Raw genomic sequence first — 22,603 nt, 5'->3', positions numbered from 1 at the left:
CGCCGGGCGTCAGCCAAGTCAATTTAAGCGGCCATTTTATGGCCGCTCTTTTTTTAAGCCGCCAATAGTTTTCCTGCTGCAGCGCGAATACGCGTATTAATTTTATTATCCAGCGTGGGGTAAGGTTTCGTTGCGATCAGGCCGGTATTCAGAATACTACGGACATCGGCCCCAATCACTTTTGCCGTGTCATTTAATTCGCGAACACTGGAATAGCTCCAGCGTGCGAACAATGCGGGCGCTGCACTAGATGTGACTAAGATGGCTGGCCTTTTTTTCGCTTTGGCCTTCCGGAACGTAGGAGCAAGTTTTCCCCAGGGCCAGTAGGTGTAGACCGCAAGGCGTTCCATAAAACGCTTAAATACTGCAGTAACAGCACCGAAATTCGTTGGTGATGCGAGAATATAAGCATCGGCGGATTCGATTTTTTCAATCAGTAGTGCCATACCGTCCTGTTGCACGCACTCGCTGGGTTTGGCGCCAAGGCACTGTGTACACTCACGACAATTCAGGCAAAATTCGATGGGGTAGTCGCGCAGATCAATTTGTTCAACGCTTGCGCCCTTTTCTTGAAGTGTTCGGGTTAGATTGCACAGTAGTTGGTCGGTAAAACCGTTTGCCCGGTAAGAGCCGTTGATGGTGAGAACGTTCATGGCGTCATCCTTATTTAGAAGGGAGGTGCTTGGTGACGATGGCCGATTTGAGTATATGCCTTGCGTGATGTTGGATATTCAGGCTGAATTGTCCAAGGTCAAAGACACGATGGTTTGGCGTTTGAAAGGAGGATAAGGGCATGAATGAATCTGATTTAAGTAATACCACGGTAGTGATCACGGGCGCGAACAGAGGTATTGGCCTGTCTTTCGTGGAGCAATATAAATTACGAGGCGCGAATGTGGTTGCTTTATGCCGTACGGCGAGCATAGCGCTGGAAGAAAAAGGCGTAACGGTTATCGAGGGGATTGATGTTACATCTGCGGCATCTATGGAAAAGTTACAGCAGCGCTTACAGGGTGTGAGCGTTGACATTTTGATTAATAACGCCGGTTTACTGGAAAGCGAAACGCTTTCAGCGATGAATTTCGAAACCATTCTGAGGCAGTTTGAAATCAATGCCATGGGGCCGCTGAGAGTCACTACAGCGCTATTGCCGAATTTAGCGAATGGCTGCAAAGTTGGATTAATTACCAGCCGAATGGGCTCTATCGCCGATAATGGTTCCGGTGGTTACTATGGCTACCGCATGTCCAAGGCAGCGCTTAACGCTGCAGGCATGTCGCTGGCGAAAGATTTACGATCAAACGGTGTAGCGGTTGCCATTTTGCATCCGGGGTTTGTGCAGACGGAAATGGTGGGGTTTGCCGGAGATATTTCGGCACGGCAGGCCGCAGAGCGTTTGATGTTACGGATGGATAATTTAACGCTGGAAAACAGTGGAACTTTTTGGCACTCGTCGGGCGATATTTTGCCTTGGTAAACGATAAAAAGTTGCACTCCTCCTCTGTACAGAGGAGCGCGTGAATGTTACTTTTCGCCGGCACAGCCCCTTTCGCCTTCGGGCAGGCGCTGCAGGCGTATGTTGCCAATACTTAAATCGAATTTACCTTCGGTACTGACTGAGATGCCATTAACTTTGGTGAGATCGAAATTGTCGCTATCAAAACAATTTAAGGGAATGGGAAAGGTAAACCATTCACCTTTATTTTTTTTGCGCAATTTTCTACCAATATTGACACTGGCACGACAGGGGTAGCCGCAATCGATGGTTACGGCAACATCTTTGTTGGCTTTTTGGTTTATTTTGAAATCAAATGTAAGCGCCGTAATATCGCGTACACTGCTGATGTTTTTTGGCGAGCTAACAACTTTTAATTCGCCTTTCATTTTCTTTCGCGACCAAACGCCACGAATGGCATCGCCGTCAGCCTGAAAGTTGTCTGGATACGCTTCAACTTTTCCGTCTTGAGATTTCCCTCTCTTATCCTCGATGTTGAATGACCAATTACCGGGGTCGCCCAACTGAAATTGCCAGTCACCTATTAGTTGGCCGTTCACGAAATAAGAAAATGCCGGGTTTGATTGTGCGTATGCAATCCCTGCAACTAAAAGACACGTTGTTACGATGAGTAAAGTCAATCCAGACTTTTTTCGGGAGTGAGGGTTGGTCATAAAGCAGGCTCCGTTATTGTTTGAATGGAGGAGAGGTTTAAATTTGCGCCTTAAGTGATGAAAGCTCTGATCCGGAGCAAGTTTGGGTCGGATTAGAGCTTCATTAAATCCTACAGATTCAGTTGAAAATATCGGTTAGCGTTATTAAAACAAATATCTTCCACAATGCCACCCATTAGGTTGATGTCGTTGGGCAATTCGCCATTTTCGACCCAATTTCCCAGAAGTTCGCACAGAATTCGACGGAAGTATTCGTGTCGGGTGTAGGAGAGGAAGCTGCGGGAATCGGTCAGCATGCCGACAAATTTACTGAGTAGGCCTAGCTGCGAGAGTTGCATTAGCTGGCGCAGCATGCCGTCTTTTTGATCGTTAAACCACCAGCCAGAACCAAACTGCACCTTGCCGGCGATACTGCCATCCTGGAAGTTGCCGATCATGGTACCCAGCACTTCGTTATCGGAAGGGTTGATACAGTAAAGGATGGTTTTGGGTAGCTCGTTGTGTAGATCCATAGCGTTCAGTAGACCGGCCAGGGGTTGGGCCAGCGGGTGATCGCCAATGGAGTCAAAACCGGTGTTGGGGCCGAGTCTGTTGTACAGACGGGTGTTGTTATCCCGCTGGGCACCCATATGAAGCTGCATTACCCAATTGCGCCGGGCATATTGGCGGCCCAGCCATACCTGTATTGCGCTGGAAAACTGTGCGATTTCAAGTTCACTCAGGCTTTGCTTATTCAGACGACGTGCAAGGATAGTGTCGAGGGTAACCTCATCGGGAATGTCTGCGAAACGAACGATTTCGATCCCATGGTCGGCCAAGTTACACCCGTGTGCGGCGAAGTGGTTCAGACGCTGATCTAGAGCGTCAATCAAGTGTTCGAAGCGGGTGATCTCCAGGTTGCACACTTCTCCCAGGCGCTGGAGGTAATCGACAAAGCCTTCCAGCTCGATCTTGTAGGCGCGATCGGGGCGGAAGCTGGGCAGTACTTTTATATCGAAATGGGTGTCGGCCAGAGCGGCGTGGTGTTCGAGACTATCGATGGGGTCGTCGGTGGTGCCCACCATTTTTACATTCATCTGCTGCATAATACCTCGCGCGGAAAATGCGGGGCTGGCGAGTAGCTCGTTGCACTGCTGCCATACGCTTTCGGCGCTGGTCGGACCGAACTGCAGATCGTACAAGCCAAAGGGGCGCTGCAGCTCCAGGTGGGTCCAGGTGTAAAGCGGGTTGCCAATGCACTGGGGCACGGTATTGGCCCAGGCCATATATTTGTCGTAGTCACTGGCGCCGCCAGTAATCAGCGATTCCTCCACCCCCGCCGCGCGCAGGGCCCGCCACTTGTAGTGATCCCCTTCCAGCCACACCTGCGCCATATTGGTGAACTGACGGTTCTCGGCGATTTCCACTGACGGCAAATGGCAGTGGTAATCGATAATCGGTTGCGGAGCCGCGTACTGGTGATAGAGCGTGCGGGCGGTTTCAGTGGAGAGTAAAAAATCTTCGCCCATAAAGGGTTTCATGGTGGTTACCTTTTGTGTGTGCGGTTTAACTGCGTATTGTTTAGTTGTTCTGGTTTTCGTAGTGAGCTTTCTTTTACGCTTTACGGGTCAAAAAAAAGCAATCCAAAAACGGCACCCTCACATCTTGGCTTTTTGGGCTGCCCTCTACCTGGCGTGTAACCCGCAGAATCACGAAACAAAAAATCGCTAAATTTACATCTGGTCACTATAGCTATCTGCCAGTGGCGGCGCTATTTTTGGGGTCGCGGTTACAGGACATAGCGGTGAGGGATGTGGCCGCAGGAATGCCGCCTGCGTAGCGACCCGAATCGGGGTGCGTTTTCTTTTGGCAAGCAAAGAAAATAAATGCCCGTGCAGCGAGCGCCTTCTCAGCATAAGACGTCACTCGCACAGCTGCACGAAAAAGGTAGCTAACTAAAAACGCTACAAGCCCCAACTACCAATTCCAAAGCGTACCATCTTCAAGACGATTCACCGGCAAACAGGCGCGCTTATAGGGATACTTGGCCGCTAACGCCTCATCAATATCTACCCCATGCCCTGGTGTTTCCCCCGGGGTAAAGAAGCCATCGTCAAACGCATAAGAGTGAGGGAAGACTTCCAGCATTTGTTCGCTGTGGGCCATGTGCTCTTGAATACCGAAGTTGGGCACCCAATAGTCAAAGTGCAGGGCTGCGCCCATGCACACCGGGGAAAGATCGGTGGCTCCGTGGAAGCCGGTGCGCACATGGTAGAGCGCTGCTAAATCGGCGATGCGGCGCAGCTGGGTAATGCCGCCGGCGTGTACAACCGTAGAGCGAATATAGTCGATCAGTTGGTTTTGAATCAGTTCACGGCAGTCGTGAATACTGTTAAACACCTCGCCTACCGCCAGCGGGGTAGTGGTGTGTTGGCGAATTAGTTTCCAGGCTTCCTGGTTCTCGGCAGGCACACAGTCTTCCAGCCAGAACAGGTGATAAGGTTCGACCTCTTTACCCAGGCGGGCCGCTTCGATGGGGGTGAGCCGGTGATGCACGTCGTGCAGTATATGCAGGTCGTCGCCAAAGTTTTTTCGCACTTCAGCAAATAACTGGGGGATGTGATTCAGGTATTTTTCGGTGGACCAAACGGATTCTGTAGGTAGATCGGCATCGGCGGGTTCGTAGTTTTTGTTGCCTTTGGATACACCATAGGTACTGGCGATTCCGGGAATGCCACACTGTACGCGCACGGCTTTGTAGCCCTTTTCCACGTATTTGGCAACTTCTTCCAAAGTGCTATCAATATCGCTGCCGTTGGCGTGGGTATATACCATAACTCCATCGCGGCTGCGGCCGCCGAGCAGTTGGTATAATGGCATATTGGCGAGCTTGGCTTTGATGTCCCACAGGGCGGTGTCGATGGCGGCAATGGCGCTCATGCCCACCGGGCCACGGCGCCAGTAGGCTCCACGGTAGAAGAACTGCCAAATATCTTCAATACGCTGTGGATCGCGACCGATTAACGAGGGGCACAGGTAGTCTTCCAGGTAGGAAACCACCGATTTTTCCCGACCGTTAAGTGTGGCGTCGCCCAGCCCATAAACGCCTTCATCGGTAACAATTTTCAGGGTAACAAAGTTGCGGCCGGGGCTGCAGACAATAACTTTGGCTTCAGTAATCTTCAAAGGGGGATCTCCGTAAAGCACTGATGGGCAGTGCACAAAAGACTAGTATACAAGTTGGCGAGTAAGTAGTGAAGACGGTATCTAACCCGAAATCAGCGAGTTCTACAAATTTAGAGAACCTATGATTAAGGTCAGAACCTATTTGGACTTAATCATAGGTTTCTATAGAAAACATTTCGAATGTCGTCTGCCCCTCTCGCTATACTCAAGAGAAACAGCCGGGAGCACAATTATGAGTGATCATCGATTAGAGGAGGCCTTGGACGGTTGCGCGCTTGCCGATCTAATGACCGATAAGGTGTTGACGGTTTATGAGGGCTGGTCGGTAAAACGCTTGGCGGGTTTTTTCGTTAAGCACGGGATATCGGGCGCGCCAGTGATTGCGGCCGATGAGGAATTGGTCGGTGTCGTTACCCAGTCCGATGTGGTGCGCTTCGAATCGCGTGAGCTTACGCAGGCCGAGATGGAAAAGCTGGTGCAGTTTTACTGCGGGCCCTATGGCGGTAAATTGAGTGAAAAGGATATCCGGAAGCTTCAGGAGAGGGCCAATGAAAATTGCACGGTCAATTCGATTATGACGCCCGAAGTCGTTTCGGTCGATTTTCAAACGTCCGTTATTGTGGCTTGCCAGCTGATTGTGGAAAAGCATATACACCGGCTGTTTGTTACCCGTGATTCCAAATTAGTCGGGGTTATCACGGCCAGGGATGTGTTACAGCAATTGCTGTAGTGATTTCTTGAAATAATAAAGCCGAACGGGTAAATGTTCGGCTTTATTAGGTTCTTTCCCTCAAGCGTGGAGGGGTTGTATGGCGTTTCCAGTTCCCCTAACCCGACAAACGATGCTGTTGGGTTAGGCGCCACATTACTTTCTCGGGCTTTCTTCCGGCCCCAGATAGCTTGGTAGTAAGCCGCCGGTATTCACAATCAGCTTTTGCACAGTCACGCCAGGGTCGACCATATAAAAACGGAGCGTAGTGCGCCCGGCTTTTTCGATTTTGTGCTTACTTTTTCCCATGCGCACGCCATCCATAACGGATGTATTCCAGCCTCCGTCAGTGCCGTTCATGCCAGCCAGAAAATCCACTATTTGAGGTTCTTCATCGCCAATGGCTACAGCGTAGCGCAGGCCGCGACCGGGCACGAAGGGCCAGCTCGGGGCGAGAATTGCTTGCAGTTCGAACTCGCCGGTGTGAAAGAAGGTAAGGTCGTATTCCAGGTAGGGCGCATCGCCAACGTTCTCGAAGCTGGTGTCGCCAATGGGCAGGGGCGTCATGGAACTGCGTGTGCGACCATGCTGTGGTACTTCCTGCCAGCTAATTCCGTTTTTAGCTTTACCGCGACTTGCGCTGGCTGCTTCGATGGCGATATAGCCATCCGCTTCCAGAAAGCCTTTCGCTTTCTTGCGCAGCTTTTGGTTCGGTTTAAAGGCGGTGACTTTGATATGGGCGCGGTTCCAGCTGGGCCCTTTCGCCTGAATGCGCCCTTCGCTGGCGCCTTCGGGTAATTTGCTCCAATCGATGGAGACCAGAATGCGTTCGGCTGTCTCGATATTACCGTTATCGCTGCTGAGCTTGATCCAGTCGGCGCTGGGGGTGAGCGTGTAGTTGAAGGCTTTGGTGCCGCGGTTGTATACATCCAACCAGTGCTGGGTTTTACCGTTCTGGTCGAACTTAAGGTTGTGACCACCGGCATCGGGCCAGACCTTTTCCCCGCCCTCGATGGCGATACCCATTTCCGCGTAGGTGCCGGGACTGTATTGGTAGGTTACCGGCAGCTGGTCGCCTTCTGGATTATTCCAGTTGGTGTAACCGAGGTGCGGCTGGTTCATAAAGTGGTTCCACTTGCCGTTGTTAAGGCTGTGGTATTCCTGCTTAAGCGCGGCATCATCGGCAAAATATTGCTTGGCTAGTTCGGCATAGGCGTTAGCATCGGCGCGGCTTTGGTTTGCGTATAAGCGATTTTTTGCCACCGCGATATGAAGCAGGGTGACGGTTGCTGTGGCTTTTACCGGATGTAGCACCAGCTGAAAGAAGGCATCTTTTTTCTCGGCGGGGATTCTTTTGTTCAGCGCTTCGGCGCGGGCCACCAGATCTTTCAGCTCGGCTTCGATGCGATCGGCCTCGTCGTAATTCACTAGACTGTAGGTGTTTGCGTCCATCAGCTCGGCTTTGCGGCGACCGCTGTGGCGGGTATAGCCGGTCATCAACGCTTCAATTTCTTCGGCAAATTCAGCGCCGAATTCGCGCGCGGCCCAGAGCTGCCCAAATTCCTGTAGGCGGTTCTGGTTCCAGCGTTCGGGATCCCAGGCCATGGTCAGGAAAAATTCGATAGGGTATTCCATGGGCTTGAGGTCACCCACGTTGGTGATCCAGATCTGGTTAGCCTCATATTCGTAGGCCAGGTTCATCTGCTCCCAGATTTTGGGGATGGGGGTGCTGTTAATCCAGCGGTAGGAGCGCGGGCCGCCGACGTAATCGAAATGGTAGTAAACACCGGCTCCACCACTGCGCTTGCGCTCTTCAGGAGTGGGTAGACGACGGATATTGCCCCAGTTGTCGTCACTCCACAGTAGGATCACGTCGTCGGGTGTGCGCATGCCGTTTTCGTAGTAGCTCTGCACTTCTTTGTACAGGCACCACACCTGCGGCACTTCGCTGATATCGCGGTCCTCGAAAACACCGCTGAGAATTTTTCGCTGGTCGTTAACAATGGTCTCCAGCAGGTCGATATTTTCGTTTTCGCTCATGGGAGTGTCTTCCTGGCCGCGCATTCCCAGGGTGTAGATACTCTCGTAATTTTTATTGCGCGTGGCTCCGTCTGCCCAGAAGTCGGCAAGCTTTTCCGGGTTGCGGGCGTAGTCCCAGTGCCCTTCTCCGTAGCGATTCCACTCTTTGTCGGCGCGCATCATGGGCTCGTGGTGGGAGGTGCTCATCACAATACCGTACTCGTCGGCGAGAATCATATTCTGTGGATCGTCATCGGCGAAGGCGTTATTCCACATCGCTGGCCAGAGGAAGTTGGCCTTTAAGCGCAGTAGCAACTCAAAGACTTTGACGTAAAATTCGTGGTTGTAATTACCGTGGTTTTCGGCCACCCAGCTGGACAGTGCTGGGGCTTCGTCGTTGAGGAAAATCCCCCGGTATTTCACCTTGGGCGCTTCCTGTTTGAGGGTATTCTTCAGTATATAAATTTCGCTTTTCTTTTGCTCTGGTACGTCGGCCCAGTAATACCAGGGCGATACGCCTATCTGCTCGGAAACATCGTAAATACCGTAGATGGTGCCGCGTTTATCTGCACCGGCAATCACCAGCGCTTGCTCTACACCGGGTAGCGGGTTTTTTACGGTTTGCAGGTGGAAACCATCCCATTTACCAGTGATGACAGAAGGGTCGATTTTGCCCTGTGCAATTAACTGGTCGATAAGCGCACTCTTGCCAATGGTGCCAGCAATAACGGCGTTCTGCCCTAAGCCATCGGCAGCGTGTACAACCGTGGCCTCTTTACCACTGACGCGACGGATATCAGTTTGCAGATCACCCAGTGCGCGAATAACGCCCTTGTGGTCGGCCGCATCCACATAAAGTGTTGCAGTTGTATTTTTACCGACGAGCGCAACCGCACCGCGTTTGGCTTTTTCGCTTACGTAGCGGGTATCTCCAAGGCTCGCCATTGTGCTGTGAGTGTAGAGTACGAGAAGTAGAGGGATTATGGTCGAAAGAAAGGACCTGATGGCTGCCGGCATATGAGGGCTCCTGCGTTAATGAACGTTATCTGACGAAAGAATAATAGTAGCTTTGAGCTTAGATGATGTTGCAAAACCGTGAGATATTTGGGGTTGGCTTGCAGTCTAAACTAATAGATGTATACAAGTATATAATGTGGGTGGTTTAGCATATGGTGAAGGTGGTTCTATGCTTGCGTGGAAGGGGGGGGTAAAAAGTACAGTCTGCGAAGTGGCGCCGTTGTGTTCCTACAGCTTATTAATTATTGAGACAAAAAAAATGCGTACCACTTAGGTGGTACGCATTGCTGACGGTCAAGCTATGTTAACGATTAGTAAGTTGCGCGTAATACCAGTGCGTAACGTCGATCGTTAGTGAACCAAGACCGGCCATTCAACTCTTCGCCTTCAACGTTTTGGAACTCTGTCTTGCCAATAGTGTTAGACAGGTTGGATCCCTGTAGGCCAATTTTTACGTTGTCGTTCAGGCTGTAGAACAGAGAAGCGTCGAGATAGCCAGAAGCGGCTGCCCAAGTTGGAGGATATGGTAGGTTGGCACCATCGCGCGCTGTAACTAGGTAGCGAGAACGCCAGTTATAGGCGGTACGGAATTCCCAGTTGTCGGTATCGTACATAAACGCTAGGTTAGCCGTATCTTTTGACTGAGACTGCAGCGGCAAAGATGCAGTAACGTCTTCTGATCTGCGATCAGAATTGTCTTCCAGTGCTGGGTTGGGAACACCCTCAGCGTCGATATAGGTATAGTTAAACTGCATACCCAAGCCATCAAAAGGTTCTGGCAGCATATCGAAGTACTGCTGATAAGCCAGTTCGAAGCCAAGTAGCTCACCGTCACCACCGTTAACCTTACCGCTCACGTCGACCGATTGAGTAACGTCGGTGGTAGTGTTGGTGACGACACGAGGGAAAGCACCATCAATAAAGAAGTTTTTCAGATCTTTATAGAAGACGGACGCGGACAGGGAGCCCACATCTGCGAAGTACCATTCTACGGATGCATCGTACTGGATGGATTCCATTGGAACTAGGTAAGGGTTACCTGCATTACCCCTCCAGTTGCGAACACCAGCGGATTCGATTTCGCGAATAACCAGAGTATCGTTCGGATCTGTCTCTTCGCCGTATACCGTTTCCTCAAGAACGGCATTAATCGTCATATAGCTACGCAGATCGCCAATATCGGGAGCGGCTACAGCTTTTGAAACGGCGAATCGACCGATCAGATCATCGGTAAATTCTACCTTCAGGTTAAAGCTTGGCAGAATATGGCTATAACTGTTTTCTGCAACCAAGAGCGCCGTTGCGGCGTTACCAAAACCTGTTTCTGCTGGAGAAAGGAAGTTGTTCACATCAGTGAGGTAGTCTTCCGGTTTGGTCGGGTCGGTATTTCGGGATACCAAATCAGGGAAGCGAACATAACCGGCAGATTCGAGATCGATCTGGTAGTAACGTACACCAATATTACCGTCGAAACGGAACATGAAGTCATCTGAACCAAAATTCAGCATAACGTAACCGGCAGTATTGATTTCCTGAATGTCGGTTATATCGTTTGGCAGAAAGTAGCCCTGGGTATCGGGTATACCGTCGCCGTCGATATCGCGCTCATACACGGGTTCCCAAGGGTCGTTGCCACCTTCGTACACAGCACCGCCGATAATGCTATCCCACTGTTGATATTCCTTCAGTAGGCTCACTTTCGGGTGAACAAACAGATACTGGTTGTCGTTCCGCAGACCCGTTACGGTGCCGTCCTGAACGGTAGAGTTACCCATAAAGGAACCGTTGCCACGGTTGAAATCGCTCCAGTCAACTTGCTCTGTGCGGTTTTGCATAACCATGTCGGCCCAAGCTGCGTGGTAGCCTTCGTCTTCATCACTGCCTTTACCGCGCATGCCGGATATTGCACCCCAGGTAGCGTAGCTTACAGAGCGAACGGTCTGCTCGCGCTTGGCATAGCGAACACCCATTTTAACGGAGTCGAAAAAGCTACCTTCAAAGAAGTATGTACCATCGAGGCGTGAGGAAATCTCTTCACCTTCAGAGCGCTCGTAATGATCCATTGCGTCGTTCCACCAATAGGAGGAGTTGGAGGCAAAGTAGTCTTCACTGGAGCGGGTAATTGGTACTGCAGCAGGCTCATGGGTCGCTGCTACAGACTCTTCAGCTGTCAGGTAATCAACAGTTGTTTGTCGAACCGCCTCCCAAGGGTTGATTAAACCCATTTGAGGTGTGCCGCTGTTGTCCGTATTGAAATAATCCAGTGCCCAGAAGCCCAGGTTCATCGTTACGTCAGTGTTTGAGGTTTGTGCATCGATATATTGAACGTCTGCGATGAATTCCCATTGTTCACTCGGGATATAGCGAACATTGAAGGACCAGTCATCAACCTTAGAGTTTTGGGTCTGCCAGCGTGAACCGGTACCGCCATTTTTGCCCCAGGTAAGAGAGCGTGCGTCACAGGATGGCGATGGCATATCGCCTTCGTCTGGCGAATCCAAGTCAAAACATACGCTTTCGTTATATGGACGTCCATCCGGTCCAGTCGGAACGCGCAGGCCATCGTAGGAGCCATTGGTAAGCGTTTCAGAGCGCCATGAATCGTTGCTGTGGCCAAGGATGCCGCTGACGAAGGTGCCACTGTCATCAAAGGTGAAGTTCGTGCCTTCCATTGGGCGTGTTGTGCGGCCCCCTCGGTCATCATAGTTACCGATATGAATTTTTCTCTCGGTCCAGGTAAGGCTGGAGTCTGAGCGCATAAAACCGAAGGTGGCTAGAACGGAATCGTCTGGATTCTCCCACTGCAGAGCTGCGGATGTACCCTTGCGAATACGTTCATCATACTTACTTGAAATGTTTGAGCCACTTGGGTAGCGAACCGCATCAAGCGGCGAATCGAAGGTGCCATCAGTGTTGTCGTTGGAGTTGTAGTACTCTGACTGAATACCATCCGACTGACTTTTCTGCTGGCCGCGAGCCAAGCCAACAAGTAGGCCAAATTCACCAGCTTCAGTGTCCCAACGGTTGCTATACAGCCCAGACATGTTGGGCGCAGATTTCTGACTCAAGTCAAAATAGGTGTAGTCGCCTGAAAAGGCAGCAACTTGGCCATCGGAATCAAAAGGCAGGCGGGTGTGCAGGCTTACTGTGCCGCCGATTCCGCCTTCGATCATGTCGGCAGTCTGGTTTTTGTAAAGCTTTACGGAGCCCATTAATTCAGGGGATACATCCTGGAAGCTAAGACCTCGGCCAGAGTTCGCAGTGAAAGAATCTCGGCCGTTAAATTCAGTTCGGGTCGCGGTCATACCACGTACGACGGCGCCACTACCTTCGGCACTGAATCGATCGGGGTCGTCGGAAGCTGCAAAGCGCTCAACGGATACACCGGGTAAACGCTGCAATGCTTCAAGTACACTACGATCGGGAAGTGCACCAATGTCTGAAGCTGAAATGGCGTCAACAAAGGTTGCCGAATCCCGCTTAATATCTTGAGCGTTTTTTAAACTTGTTCGCGTACCGCTAACAATTACTTCTTCGATTAATGCATTGTCATCCTCTGCGGTTTGGGCAAAGGCTCCATTGGAAGCTAGCGCGCTAGTTAGAACGAGCGTAGATGCGAGAGTTTTAACTCCGATCGTAGCTTTAAAATTATGCGTTCGATTAGCCATAAATAAGTCTCTTATCTTGTAGTTATTTAGGGTAAAAATGTAAAACCGTCGATATTTTGGAATAGAGAGCTCTTCCTGTGAGGCCGTACGCAAAAACTCACACACTCTATTCGTACTGGTGATTCAACCGCCAATGTGAATCATGTAACGGCGGAACCAAACGGCTACATCGCGAGCATCATATATGCTGAAAGGTGATGAAAATGTCTTCCTTCCTGCCAAAAAAATGGGTAAAGTTCTACCTGCCGTATGCGTTAGTGTGCTTTTGCCGATATTTTCTGAAAACATGCAGGCCTTCATTCCGCCCTCTTCCCGAATGATGCATGTACTAGGAGGGTTGCGTTTTGGCCTGAATTCCACAATTCAGATATGCACGCAAAATTAATGAGGCTAAAAATGCTGAATAAAAATTTATTGCTGGGGTGTGCGGTAGCTGCCCTTACGGCTTGCGGCGGCTCTGATCTTGATCTGGGGCCAGAAAATCCACTGTACGGGCAAACCGCTCCGACACCAGCCCCCGTGGAACTGGTAGAGAGAGAATGGAATTGGGATTTTAGCGACGCATCTCAACTGAATGATTGGGCCGACGAAAGTGCGGGTAACGTCGCAGTTGGGTTTGACATACACGCTCAGTCAAATTCCCTGCAGATATTGCCTACAGGCTGGTTGGAAAATGACGATAACCTGCAGGTTATCGGCACCCTCGATGCGCCTGTTGATCTAGATTATGGAAAGATTTACCTATCCATATACCTGCCCGCGTTTTTCACCGACCAGAATCCATGGAATTCAGATGGAGATCCCGGAAATATTGAAGATGATCGATACTATTTAGGTTTCCAGATCCCTCTTGTTGATTCCGAAGGTAATCGTGCTAACGCAACCTCATGGGTTAACGTATTCGATTTGCTGGGCAGTGATTACAGCGACGAAGGTTTTGGCTTCAAGCAGCGTAAAGAAGACCCTTCTGTAGGCGAGCCTCGCGGCCGCTGGTTTGATATTGTGCTCGATGCCAACGGATTTGCCGATGCAGATGAGGACTTTAATATCTCCTCTGTTGCTGGTATTGGTATTAGCATGACCTTGAAAGATCAGAGTCCGGATCTTGAGCTTATCGATAACGAACAGTATATTTTTATCGATAATGTTTTGCTTGAGCCCTATGTCGGTGATCTCAAGCCTACCCCTACCCCTACGCCCATCCCTACCCCTATCCCCACTGCTGCACCGGGTATACCCCCTGTATTTGGTTTGCCGGTTTATCAGGAAGATGTTGCCGATGGCTTCACGGCTTATGATGGCTGGGGTGGTTCGTACACTTGGCAGAGTAGCGAGTTTGTCAGCACGGGCATCTCCGCTGTTAAGTTGGAGTGGACTGCGAGTAGCTGGGGTGCTCTGCAGATTGCTGGCAGTGACCAGGATCCGGCTGACTACACAAGCTTCCATTTTTCTGCTTATGTACCAGAAGGTGAGGCGGATGCCGATGTTCAGGTTAAGCTTTGTGACGGAGTGTCTTCTTGTGATGATAATGCGGGCGCCGTAGTAACGGCAATAGGAGGTCAGTGGACACACTTTGACCTACCTTTAGCTGATTTTCCTGCATTTGCAACCGTGAACGAGATTTTGGTGAAAAACCCAACGGATCAGGCCAAAGTTGTTTACGTTGACGACATAGGCTTTGATAAAGCGGCACCGGAACTCGATGTTCCTGTATACCTCGATGCGGTAGATGCGGCATTCGAAGCCTGGGGCGGTTGGGGTGGAACTTATACGTTTGATTCAGTTGAGACTGTTAAAGAAGGTGCAGCCGCTGTGAAGCTGGATTGGGACGCGAGTTCATGGGGAGCCTTACAAATTGCTGCTGCAGTACGCCCTTGGGATGCGGTAGCGGAAGGCCTGACGACCTTTAACTTCTCCATTTATGTCCCCGAAGGCACTGGCGACGCAGATATTGTTGTCCAGCTCTGTGGTAGCGCTTGTGGCGATGCCGATGGCTCCACTGTAACCGCCGTAGATGGTGAGTGGACCGATTTCTCGTTACCTTTAAGTGACTTTAGTGGTATGGATGCGATTGACGAAATACATATTAAAAACGCAACCGCTGATGCGAAGGTTGTCTATCTTGATAATATGGGTTTTAGCCTTTAATCGCGGGCTCCAGTATTGCGTGTTTCCGCTTTTTAATAAGAGTTAAGTAGCGTATTCCAGGCACGGAACGTTTGGAATGTCTACCGCACTTACGGGGGCGCCGATACTTCCTGTAAAAAAGCCCGGCTAAGAAATTAGCCGGGCTTTTTTATGCTTGTCTACACTTTGCTAGTGCCGCAGTGAAAGTGAACCCTATGGGATAAGCTGTTGAGCAGCCTAGGTGCGAACGCAGTGAATAAAGGGCTTAGTTTTATGGTTCGATGTTAACGTGAGTTGGTCTTTAAGTGTATTCATTGCCTTGAGGGTGGGGATCATTGGAACGTTTAGCTTATGAGTATCGAGACGGTATCTCGGAGGCCTCTGTTAGCCCCCATATTTTGGGCCAATTTGTTTAATCGGTGGGTATGGGTATATGCCTGGTTTTATTTGGGGGCAAGCCACCTTCGCAGTACCAGGTTATAAATTCAGTTAAGTTACACTTTGAGCTAGCTGGTGAGGCGTGAAATATGTCATTCACAAGCTACTCTGCGCGTAATCTATCCGCTAGGCATTGGCTGTCTGAGCAGCAAAAATCAACGAGGCGTATTTGATTTTTGTCGATATTCCTCGGGCTGAGGGAGCGTTTTTGGAGGAGTGAAAAGTTTAACTGCAATCTATTCAATGTATACTAGTGCGCCAGAAATGCTTTGTCTGAGGACGTCGTTGCTTTTTGTGCGGCTCATTTTTTGGCTTGTGGGTCAAAACGAATAAAAAGCGTACAATCATTGAACGATATCAAACCAATTGATGTAGATGAAAGCTTGATTCGAATCTATAAGAAAATGGCTTTCTTCCAGTAAAAAATTAGGATAAAGTCTATCAGACTATATGTGCTCGAGCATTGGACTTCGTTTCGGTGAGGCCGGGTGAGCGAGACTTGCACGCGAATAAAAAAATAACTGAGGGTAGAAAATGCTTAACAATAATCTGACAAAAAAAATGTATAGGAGTCTGTTTGTAGGGGGCGCCATCTTATCCCTTACTGCGTGCGGGCTCGATGATCTAGGTTTTGGCGCGAACTATGATTCGCCATTTGTGGCTGCGAGTTCCAGCTCTGAGTCCAGTTCAAGCTCTTCGTCTGGGCCCACTCTTTCCGATGTCAATATTGTCATAAATGGTGACGCGGAAGCCAGCGCAACAGAAGCGACCGACTGGATGCTTGAAACTAAAGAGTACGCGACTGTTGCAGTAGACAGTGTTGAGTTTAAGTCGGGCGCGAATTCTGTAAAAACGACAGTCACGACCTTCCCCGCTGAAGCAAATAGATGGGATATTCAAATTGGCCCAACTCTGGTTCCGGTAGAAAAAGACAAGACTTATGCCTTTTCTGGTTGGGTGATAGGTAGCGCTGGAGCCAAAGTCATGTTTAATGCGGTTATGACAGAAGATCCCTATACAACCTTTGAATCCCTAGAACTTGATCTTACTGGTGAATGGCAGGAAGTTACTTTTGATTTCGAGGTCACAGAAGACGTTACTGTCATTAACTTACCCGTGCATATGGGTTATGCAGAAAATATCGGCGCAGACATTTATTTAGATGATTTCGCTGTTCATGAATATCTTACTTCTGATTCCAGTTCTTCTGATTCCAGTTCTTCTGATTCCAGTTCTTCTGATTCCAGTTCTTCTGATTCCAGTTCTAGCTCATCCAGTGCATCGATCCCCGATCTATTGAACACGAATTTGGAAACCGGCGAAACGGGCCCATGGCTTATGCACGGTGGCGTTACACTGGCTATAGAAGAAACTGAGGTGTACGAAGGAAGTTATAGCCTTCTAGTATCAGGCAGAACTGCGACCTGGCAAGGCGGCGGATACCCTTTATTGGGTGAGATAGAAGATAATGCAGAGTATGAATTTACTGCATTTGTGAAGCTTGCTTCACCTGAAGCCGCCAAAATTACCATGAGTGTTAAGGTGGCCGATGCTTCAGGCGAAGCATACCCGAATGTGGTTTCTGTCGATGCTACCGACTCTGATTGGGTGGAGTTGAAGGGTACCTTCACGAATGACCAGGTAGACAATCAGACAGAACTCTATGTTTACTTCGAAAGTGATAGTGATGTGGCCTCCTATTATGTTGATGCTTTAACGGTGGTACCGGCCAGCGAAAGCTCTAGCTCTAGCTCTAGCTCTCCGTCCGTTGCGTGTGAAGCTGATTTCTGTTTTACAGAAGAAGGTGAAGATGGCGATAGCGGTTCTTTCGAAATAGATACCAGTAGTTTAGCGGGCACTATGATCGTTGCCAATGGTGCTCTGGAGCTCACTCCAACGTGGGTTGGCGGAGCTAATGAGGCGTTCATTGTGCGCTCAGCGCTTCCCCAAACACTTGATTTAACAGGTGGTGAAATCTCTGTAGATTTAAATATTCCGCAAAGCTATTTCGACGATGGTAAATTGGTGGTTCAAGTATTTCTGAACGACGAAAGCTCCAGGTATGGCGGCTTGGGTTGGATCAATATCAATACTACTAACCTTTCCAGTGGTGGTGATGCATGGTCGACCGTGACGATAAGTGATATTCAGTTGGATGGTTTTGGTTATGCCAGCGAGGGCTTCGATTTAACCTTAATTAACCAAATTGGCTTTGAGGTTATTGGTCAGGACGGACAAGCGGCAACAGGAACTGTTTCTGTCGATAATATTTCAGTTTCGGCTGCAGCAGCACAGTAAATGCGGACGCTTTTTTAGCGTAGCGTTTTAAAATAAAAACCCCTCCCTAAAATGAGGGGTTTTTTTTGGGGTAACATAATGATTAAAAAAATAGTCGGATTTACGTTGACAGCAATTATTTTGGTCGGTTGCAACAATGTCTCGATTCACAACAAACCAGCATTTGACGATGCCACCTTCACCCATTTCCAATACCAAGGCAAAGACCCCCTCTTCTCAAAGCCACTCGCCGAGGGTGAATACCAAAATCCCATAGCGGCGGGCTTCTACCCAGACCCCAGTATTGTGCGTGTAGGCGATGAGTTCTATATGGTGAACTCTTCCTTCAGTTACTTCCCCGGTATTCCCATTCATCGCAGTACTAATCTAGTGGACTGGGAGCCCTTGGGCTACGTGCTAACCCGCGAAAGCCAGTTGAAGCTAACAGGTGCCAGTGTTTCCCGTGGAATATACGCGCCAACTATCCGCTACCACGAAGGTACTTTTTATGTGATTACCACGGGTGTTGATGGGGCTGGGGGCAATTTTGTTGTAACCGCAACTGATCCCGCTGGTGAGTGGTCGGATCCCTACTACTTACCGGAAATCGACGGTATTGATCCATCGATTTTTTTTGATGAGGACGGACGCACCTATATCACCCATAATGGGCCTCCCATTGGTGAGCCCCTGTATAACGGGCATCGCGCGATCTGGAAGTGGGAGTTCGATCTTTCCAAAATGCAGGTGGTACCCAACTCCGGTAAAGTGATTGTCAACGGCGGAGTGGATCTCAGTAAAAAGCCGGTTTGGGTTGAAGGGCCACATTTGTACAAAATTAACGGTTGGTATTATCTGATGTGTGCCGAGGGTGGCACGGCAGAGAGCCACTCGGAAGTTGTTTTCCGCAGCCGTAGTTTGGAGCAGCCGTTTGAAGCGTACACGGAAAATCCAATCCTAACGCAGCGGGATCTAGATACCGCTCGGGAAAGTCCGATAGCTACGGCAGGCCATGCAGACATGGTACAGCTCGACGATGGTAGCTGGTGGGCGGTTTTTCTTGCCACCCGCAACTACGAGCAGCACTATTTTAATACGGGTCGAGAAACCTTCTTGCTGCCGGTAAGCTGGAAGGACGGTTGGCCTGTTATCCTTGCAGCAGGTGAAGCCATTCCCTATCGTCAAACAGCGCCCAAAGGGCTGGACGTTACCGTTAATGCACAAGCGCTGACGGGGAATATCATTCATCGGGACAAGTTTGACAGTGGTCGTTTGGGGTGGCAGTGGAATATGTTACGCGGAGGCGACTCATCTTGGATGAAGTTGAAGGGAAATGGTGGCTTAAGCTTGACGCCCAACAGCGTAAAATTATCGCAACTGGAGCAGCCGGTTTTTGTTGGTCGTCGACAGCAAAATTTGAGCTACAGAGCGGAAGCGGATATGGTCGCTGCCTTAAGTGAGAGTGTACACGCTGGGGTAACGGTGTTTCAAAGCGAGCAGGCCCATTATTTTTTCTATTTAAGCCTGCGTAACGGTGAGTATTGGCTAAGCGTCGACATGGCAGATAAGCCGGTAACAGCGCAAAAGCTTGGGAAACTGGTAGATACCAAGCAGATTAAATTTATAGTGGAGGGTGACAAAGGCGAGCTTTCGCTGTCTTATCAGCTGGAGAGTGGAAGTGGTTGGAGTAAGGTACTTACTCTGGCGAATAAGCTCGATGCCACGGTGCTGAGCACGCAAAAAGCCGGCGGTTTTGTGGGCAGTTATATTGGCATGCATGCAAGAATTATTGAGTAAACATAAAATATGATCAAACTGTCCAAACTCCATAAATATTACGGCAACGATACACAGCGTTTACATGTGTTAAAGGGCGTTGATTTAACGATTGCCTCCGGCGAGCTAGTTTCCATTATGGGTTCGTCTGGTTCGGGGAAGTCGACCTTGCTGAATATTCTTGGCATATTGGATAGCTACGATAGTGGGGAATATTATTTGGCCGATATCCCCATTCGTAATCTAAGTGAGCGTCAGAGTGCGGCGTTGCGTAATCAGCATCTGGGCTTTGTTTTTCAATCCTTTAACCTATTGCCTTTTAAAACAGCGTTGGAAAATGTTGCTTTGCCTTTGTATTACCAAAAGGTAGCGCGTAAAGAGCGCAACCGACGCGCGGCGGAACTGCTCGAAAAAGTGGGCTTAAGTGATAGGAGTAAGCATCTACCGGGTGAATTATCGGGTGGCCAAAAACAGCGAGTTGCTGTTGCTCGAGCCCTTATTACCGACCCAAAAGTCATACTTGCCGACGAACCGACCGGTGCCCTGGATAGCGTTACCTCGAAGGAGGTTATGGCGCTGTTTCGTGAGGTGCATCAGAGTGGGAAAACCGTCGTTATTGTGACACACGAAGATGATATTGCGGCACAAACCGAACGGGTTATTCATATTAGAGATGGCAATATCGTTCCGCATCACTCAGAGGTTTAATGGGTAGTACCATGGAATTGGACAACCTACAGGAAATACTATTTACGCTACGCAAAAATAAATTGCGCACGTTTCTTACTGCCTTTGGTGTGTTCTGGGGCATACTAATGCTGATTTTACTACTCGGTGCGGGCAAGGGATTGGAAAGAGGTATCAGTGCTGGTTTCGGCAGCGATGACCGCTCCAGTATATGGATTCGCTCAGGAAAAACCGCCATTCCTTACAGAGGTGTCCCCCACGGTCGCCAAATCGAATTTGATGAAGACGATATCGCCGCACTTAGGCGGGAATTCGATGGGCTTCAATTTCTCTCGGCGGAAAATACGGCGGGCGAGCGCTGGCGAAGTACGATCAATGTAACCCACAAAGAAAAATCCGGTGCTTATCGTGTGTTGGGTGTGGCTGATGAATATTTCAATATTAAGCGTTTTTTAGATTATCGCGCAGGTCGTACGCTTAATCTTTTAGATACAGGCGAAATTCGAAAAGTCGCCATTATTGGTACAGCCGTAAGAGACTACCTATTTGGCGAGGGTGTCGATCCTGTTGGGGAGACGGTTACATTTCACGGTATTGTTCTCACCGTTGTGGGCGTTTTTTACGACTCCGGTCGCGAGGGGCGCATGTCGGAACGTGTGTATATTCCTTTGTCCACCTTTCAAAAAACATTTGGCCGCGCCAACAAAATTGGGCAAATAACCTTAACACCTAAAGAGGGTGTTGATTCCTATGATCTGGAAGATCGCGTAATTGAATTTTTAAAGCAGCGCCATCGCGTAGCGCCCGATGATGTGCGGGGTATTCGTGCATTTAATTTCGCGCGGCAAACGGAAGATACAACAAAAGTCTTTAGCGCAATTACCGCATTTATCTGGTTTGTGGGTTTAGGTACCTTAATGGCCGGTATTGTTGGTATCAGCAATATTATGATTATTACCGTTAAAGATCGTACGCGTGAAATTGGTGTGCGCAAGGCGCTGGGAGCAACCCCTCGTTCTATTGTCTTTATGGTTTTGACCGAATCGATTTTGGTTACCGCGGTAGCCGGTTATTTTGGATTGGTTCTGGGGGTGGGGATTTTAGAGGGTGTTGCGGTATTAGTGGCGAGTGCGGGTGGCAGCATTGGCTTTTTTGGCGCGCCGGAAATTGATATTGGTGTTGCGTTTACCTCGGTTGTGATTCTCGTGGCTGCGGGTACTCTGGCGGGGTTGGCGCCCGCGATACATGCAGCCAAAATTCATCCCATCGAAGCCATGCGGGAGGAATAATGCAACTTTTTGATCGCGACTTTTGGTTAGAAATTTTTGATAGCGTACGCCGCCATAAGCTGCGCACTTTTCTAACAGCGTTTGGCGTGTTCTGGGGTATTTTTATGTTGGTCAACCTACTGGCTGCCGGTAATGGCTTGCGCAACGGTTCGAAGGCCAGTATGGGTAAGCTGACGAACTCTGTGCATATATGGTCCGGACGCCCAACGAGTATTCCGTACAAAGGTTTAATCAAGGGTCGCTATATTCGTATGAACGATGGAGATATCGAAGCCATCAAGCAAATGGACGATATTGATGTAGTTGCTCCCAACAACGGTATCGGTGATCACTTTGTTTCGCGCGGCGTCAAGGGGGATACTTTTACAATTTCCGGTATTTGGCCAATTGAATTGGATGTTAAGGGTTATCGTTTAATCGAAGGACGATTTCTCAATCAATTGGATCTGCTTGAACGTCGAAAAACGGTAGTGATTGGCGAGCGCGTGAGGGAAATTCTGTTTGATAAGGATGAGCAAGCTATTGGCGGCCTGATAAAAATGTGGGGTGTGCCGTTTCAGGTGGTTGGTGTTATTGCACCCTCTGCGCTAAATGATTGGGCGCAAAGGGATTTAAACCGGGTTTATATGTCCCAGTACACACTGCGTAAAACCTTTAATCAACGCAATGATGTGCATGTCATTATGGTGACGCCTAAAAAAGGCGTTCACGCGGCAGTAGTGGAGGCGAGAGTGATTCGTTTGCTTAAAGAGCGCCATCGCATACACCCAGACGATAATGGTGTGATAGGAAGTTGGAATGCACAGAAAAATTTCGAACGTGTAGAGGGTTTGTTTTCTGGTATTAAACTATTTAGCTGGTTTGTCGCTATCGGCACCATCATTGCTGGTGTTGTTGGGGTTGGCAATATTATGTTGATCACGGTTAAAGAGCGCACTAAAGAAATTGGTCTGCGCAAAGCGATTGGCGCTACGCCTGTGAGCATTATCAGTTCGATAGTGCAGGAGGCATTGGTCATTACTTTTTTTGCGGGGTATCTGGGTTTGGTAGTGGGAGTGTTAACGGTAGAGCTTACATCTAAATTTGCACAGTCCGCCAATAGCACTTTTATGAACCCGGAAATTAGCTTTTCTACGGCTATTCTGGCCATTGGAGTCTTGCTTGTTGCCGGAGCTCTGGCGTCGATTCTGCCCGCGCGAAAAGCTGCTAGGGTAAACCCGGTTATTGCGCTTCAAGATGAATAAATACATGAATAAAAAGGT

General features: G+C 49.3%; 15 protein-coding genes. 9 read left to right on the top strand and 6 right to left on the bottom strand.

The window, feature by feature from the left end:
* Nucleotides 1–53 precede the first annotated feature (53 nt).
* Nucleotides 54–653 carry a flavodoxin family protein gene (locus H5715_RS15380; RefSeq protein WP_075187094.1) on the bottom strand — a complete coding sequence of 200 codons (600 nt, stop codon included), beginning with the start codon at nucleotides 651–653 and terminating at the stop codon, nucleotides 54–56.
* Between H5715_RS15380 and H5715_RS15375 the strand changes: the two genes are divergently transcribed.
* Nucleotides 652–789, top strand: a complete 138-nt coding sequence (locus H5715_RS15375) for a hypothetical protein (RefSeq protein ID WP_175574312.1) — start codon at nucleotides 652–654, stop codon at nucleotides 787–789. The two genes, H5715_RS15380 and H5715_RS15375, sit on opposite strands and share 2 nt — an antisense overlap.
* Before the next feature lie 4 nt (nucleotides 790–793).
* Nucleotides 794–1,477 carry an SDR family oxidoreductase gene (locus H5715_RS15370; RefSeq protein WP_075187095.1) on the top strand — a complete coding sequence of 228 codons (684 nt, stop codon included), beginning with the start codon at nucleotides 794–796 and terminating at the stop codon, nucleotides 1,475–1,477.
* 47 nt (nucleotides 1,478–1,524) lie between these two features.
* On the opposite strand, the gene H5715_RS15365 is transcribed toward H5715_RS15370, so the two are convergent.
* From H5715_RS15365 to manD, 3 genes are all read right to left on the bottom strand, one after another.
* Nucleotides 1,525–2,169 (bottom strand): putative glycoside hydrolase, encoded by a 645-nt coding sequence (locus H5715_RS15365; protein ID WP_075187096.1) that lies wholly within the window; start codon nucleotides 2,167–2,169, stop codon nucleotides 1,525–1,527.
* Between the two features lie 110 nt (nucleotides 2,170–2,279).
* Nucleotides 2,280–3,689, bottom strand: a complete 1,410-nt coding sequence (uxaC, locus tag H5715_RS15360; protein ID WP_075187097.1) for a glucuronate isomerase — start codon at nucleotides 3,687–3,689, stop codon at nucleotides 2,280–2,282.
* A 436-nt stretch (nucleotides 3,690–4,125) separates the two neighbouring features.
* Nucleotides 4,126–5,334, bottom strand: coding sequence for a D-mannonate dehydratase ManD (manD, locus tag H5715_RS15355; protein WP_075187100.1), 1,209 nt, complete (start codon nucleotides 5,332–5,334; stop codon nucleotides 4,126–4,128).
* 232 nt (nucleotides 5,335–5,566) lie between these two features.
* On the opposite strand from manD, the gene H5715_RS15350 reads away from it, so the two are divergent.
* Entirely contained in the window at nucleotides 5,567–6,064 is a 498-nt protein-coding gene (locus tag H5715_RS15350) for a CBS domain-containing protein (RefSeq protein WP_075187101.1), read from the top strand.
* 135 nt (nucleotides 6,065–6,199) lie between these two features.
* Here the strand turns inward: H5715_RS15350 and H5715_RS15345 are convergent, their stop codons facing one another.
* Both H5715_RS15345 and H5715_RS15340 read right to left on the bottom strand, forming a co-directional pair.
* The gene (locus tag H5715_RS15345; RefSeq protein WP_075187102.1) at nucleotides 6,200–9,079 is read right to left on the bottom strand and encodes a glycosyl hydrolase 115 family protein; all 2,880 of its coding nucleotides are present in this window, start codon (nucleotides 9,077–9,079) and stop codon (nucleotides 6,200–6,202) included.
* Between the two features lie 311 nt (nucleotides 9,080–9,390).
* Complete coding sequence (locus tag H5715_RS15340) at nucleotides 9,391–12,747, bottom strand: TonB-dependent receptor (protein WP_075187103.1); 3,357 nt, start codon at nucleotides 12,745–12,747, stop codon at nucleotides 9,391–9,393.
* A 396-nt stretch (nucleotides 12,748–13,143) separates the two neighbouring features.
* Here H5715_RS15340 and H5715_RS15335 point away from each other — a divergent pair, with 396 nt between their 5' ends.
* From H5715_RS15335 to H5715_RS15310, 6 genes are all read left to right on the top strand, one after another.
* A complete protein-coding gene (locus tag H5715_RS15335) occupies nucleotides 13,144–14,895 on the top strand; it encodes a hypothetical protein (protein WP_139309866.1) in 1,752 nt (583 codons plus the stop codon).
* 951 nt (nucleotides 14,896–15,846) lie between these two features.
* Nucleotides 15,847–17,610, top strand: a complete 1,764-nt coding sequence (locus tag H5715_RS15330; RefSeq protein WP_185906551.1) for a carbohydrate binding domain-containing protein — start codon at nucleotides 15,847–15,849, stop codon at nucleotides 17,608–17,610.
* 78 nt (nucleotides 17,611–17,688) lie between these two features.
* Nucleotides 17,689–19,386 carry a glycoside hydrolase family 43 protein gene (locus H5715_RS15325; RefSeq protein ID WP_075187107.1) on the top strand — a complete coding sequence of 566 codons (1,698 nt, stop codon included), beginning with the start codon at nucleotides 17,689–17,691 and terminating at the stop codon, nucleotides 19,384–19,386.
* 9 nt (nucleotides 19,387–19,395) lie between these two features.
* A complete protein-coding gene (locus H5715_RS15320) occupies nucleotides 19,396–20,073 on the top strand; it encodes an ABC transporter ATP-binding protein (protein WP_075187108.1) in 678 nt (225 codons plus the stop codon).
* 11 nt (nucleotides 20,074–20,084) lie between these two features.
* Nucleotides 20,085–21,341 (top strand): ABC transporter permease, encoded by a 1,257-nt coding sequence (locus tag H5715_RS15315; protein ID WP_075187192.1) that lies wholly within the window; start codon nucleotides 20,085–20,087, stop codon nucleotides 21,339–21,341.
* Nucleotides 21,341–22,585: an ABC transporter permease gene (locus H5715_RS15310; RefSeq protein ID WP_075187109.1), complete on the top strand. Its 1,245-nt coding sequence runs from the start codon at nucleotides 21,341–21,343 to the stop codon at nucleotides 22,583–22,585. Before H5715_RS15315 ends, H5715_RS15310 begins: the two co-directional genes overlap by 1 nt.
* The last annotated feature ends 18 nt before the right edge of the window (nucleotides 22,586–22,603 follow it).

It is taken from the genome of Teredinibacter haidensis (assembly GCF_014211975.1).
Classification (GTDB): domain Bacteria; phylum Pseudomonadota; class Gammaproteobacteria; order Pseudomonadales; family Cellvibrionaceae; genus Teredinibacter; species Teredinibacter haidensis.
The sequence above is the reverse complement of the archived record's forward strand: the minus strand, read 5'-3'. Positions and strand labels throughout refer to the sequence as shown.

Bases quoted from the DNA above. Each gene is read 5' to 3' on its own strand.
- H5715_RS15320 (WP_075187108.1), top strand. From the start codon at position 19,396: ATGATCAAACTGTCCAAACTCCATAAATATTACGGCAACGATACACAG.
- H5715_RS15345 (WP_075187102.1), bottom strand. From the start codon at position 9,079: ATGCCGGCAGCCATCAGGTCCTTTCTTTCGACCATAATCCCTCTACTT.
- H5715_RS15375 (WP_175574312.1), top strand. From the start codon at position 652: ATGGCGTCATCCTTATTTAGAAGGGAGGTGCTTGGTGACGATGGCCGA.
- H5715_RS15370 (WP_075187095.1), top strand. From the start codon at position 794: ATGAATGAATCTGATTTAAGTAATACCACGGTAGTGATCACGGGCGCG.
- H5715_RS15310 (WP_075187109.1), top strand. From the start codon at position 21,341: ATGCAACTTTTTGATCGCGACTTTTGGTTAGAAATTTTTGATAGCGTA.
- H5715_RS15325 (WP_075187107.1), top strand. From the start codon at position 17,689: ATGATTAAAAAAATAGTCGGATTTACGTTGACAGCAATTATTTTGGTC.
- uxaC (WP_075187097.1), bottom strand. From the start codon at position 3,689: ATGAAACCCTTTATGGGCGAAGATTTTTTACTCTCCACTGAAACCGCC.
- H5715_RS15380 (WP_075187094.1), bottom strand. From the start codon at position 653: ATGAACGTTCTCACCATCAACGGCTCTTACCGGGCAAACGGTTTTACC.
- H5715_RS15340 (WP_075187103.1), bottom strand. From the start codon at position 12,747: ATGGCTAATCGAACGCATAATTTTAAAGCTACGATCGGAGTTAAAACT.
- H5715_RS15330 (WP_185906551.1), top strand. From the start codon at position 15,847: ATGCTTAACAATAATCTGACAAAAAAAATGTATAGGAGTCTGTTTGTA.
- H5715_RS15365 (WP_075187096.1), bottom strand. From the start codon at position 2,169: ATGACCAACCCTCACTCCCGAAAAAAGTCTGGATTGACTTTACTCATC.
- H5715_RS15350 (WP_075187101.1), top strand. From the start codon at position 5,567: ATGAGTGATCATCGATTAGAGGAGGCCTTGGACGGTTGCGCGCTTGCC.
- H5715_RS15315 (WP_075187192.1), top strand. From the start codon at position 20,085: ATGGAATTGGACAACCTACAGGAAATACTATTTACGCTACGCAAAAAT.
- H5715_RS15335 (WP_139309866.1), top strand. From the start codon at position 13,144: ATGCTGAATAAAAATTTATTGCTGGGGTGTGCGGTAGCTGCCCTTACG.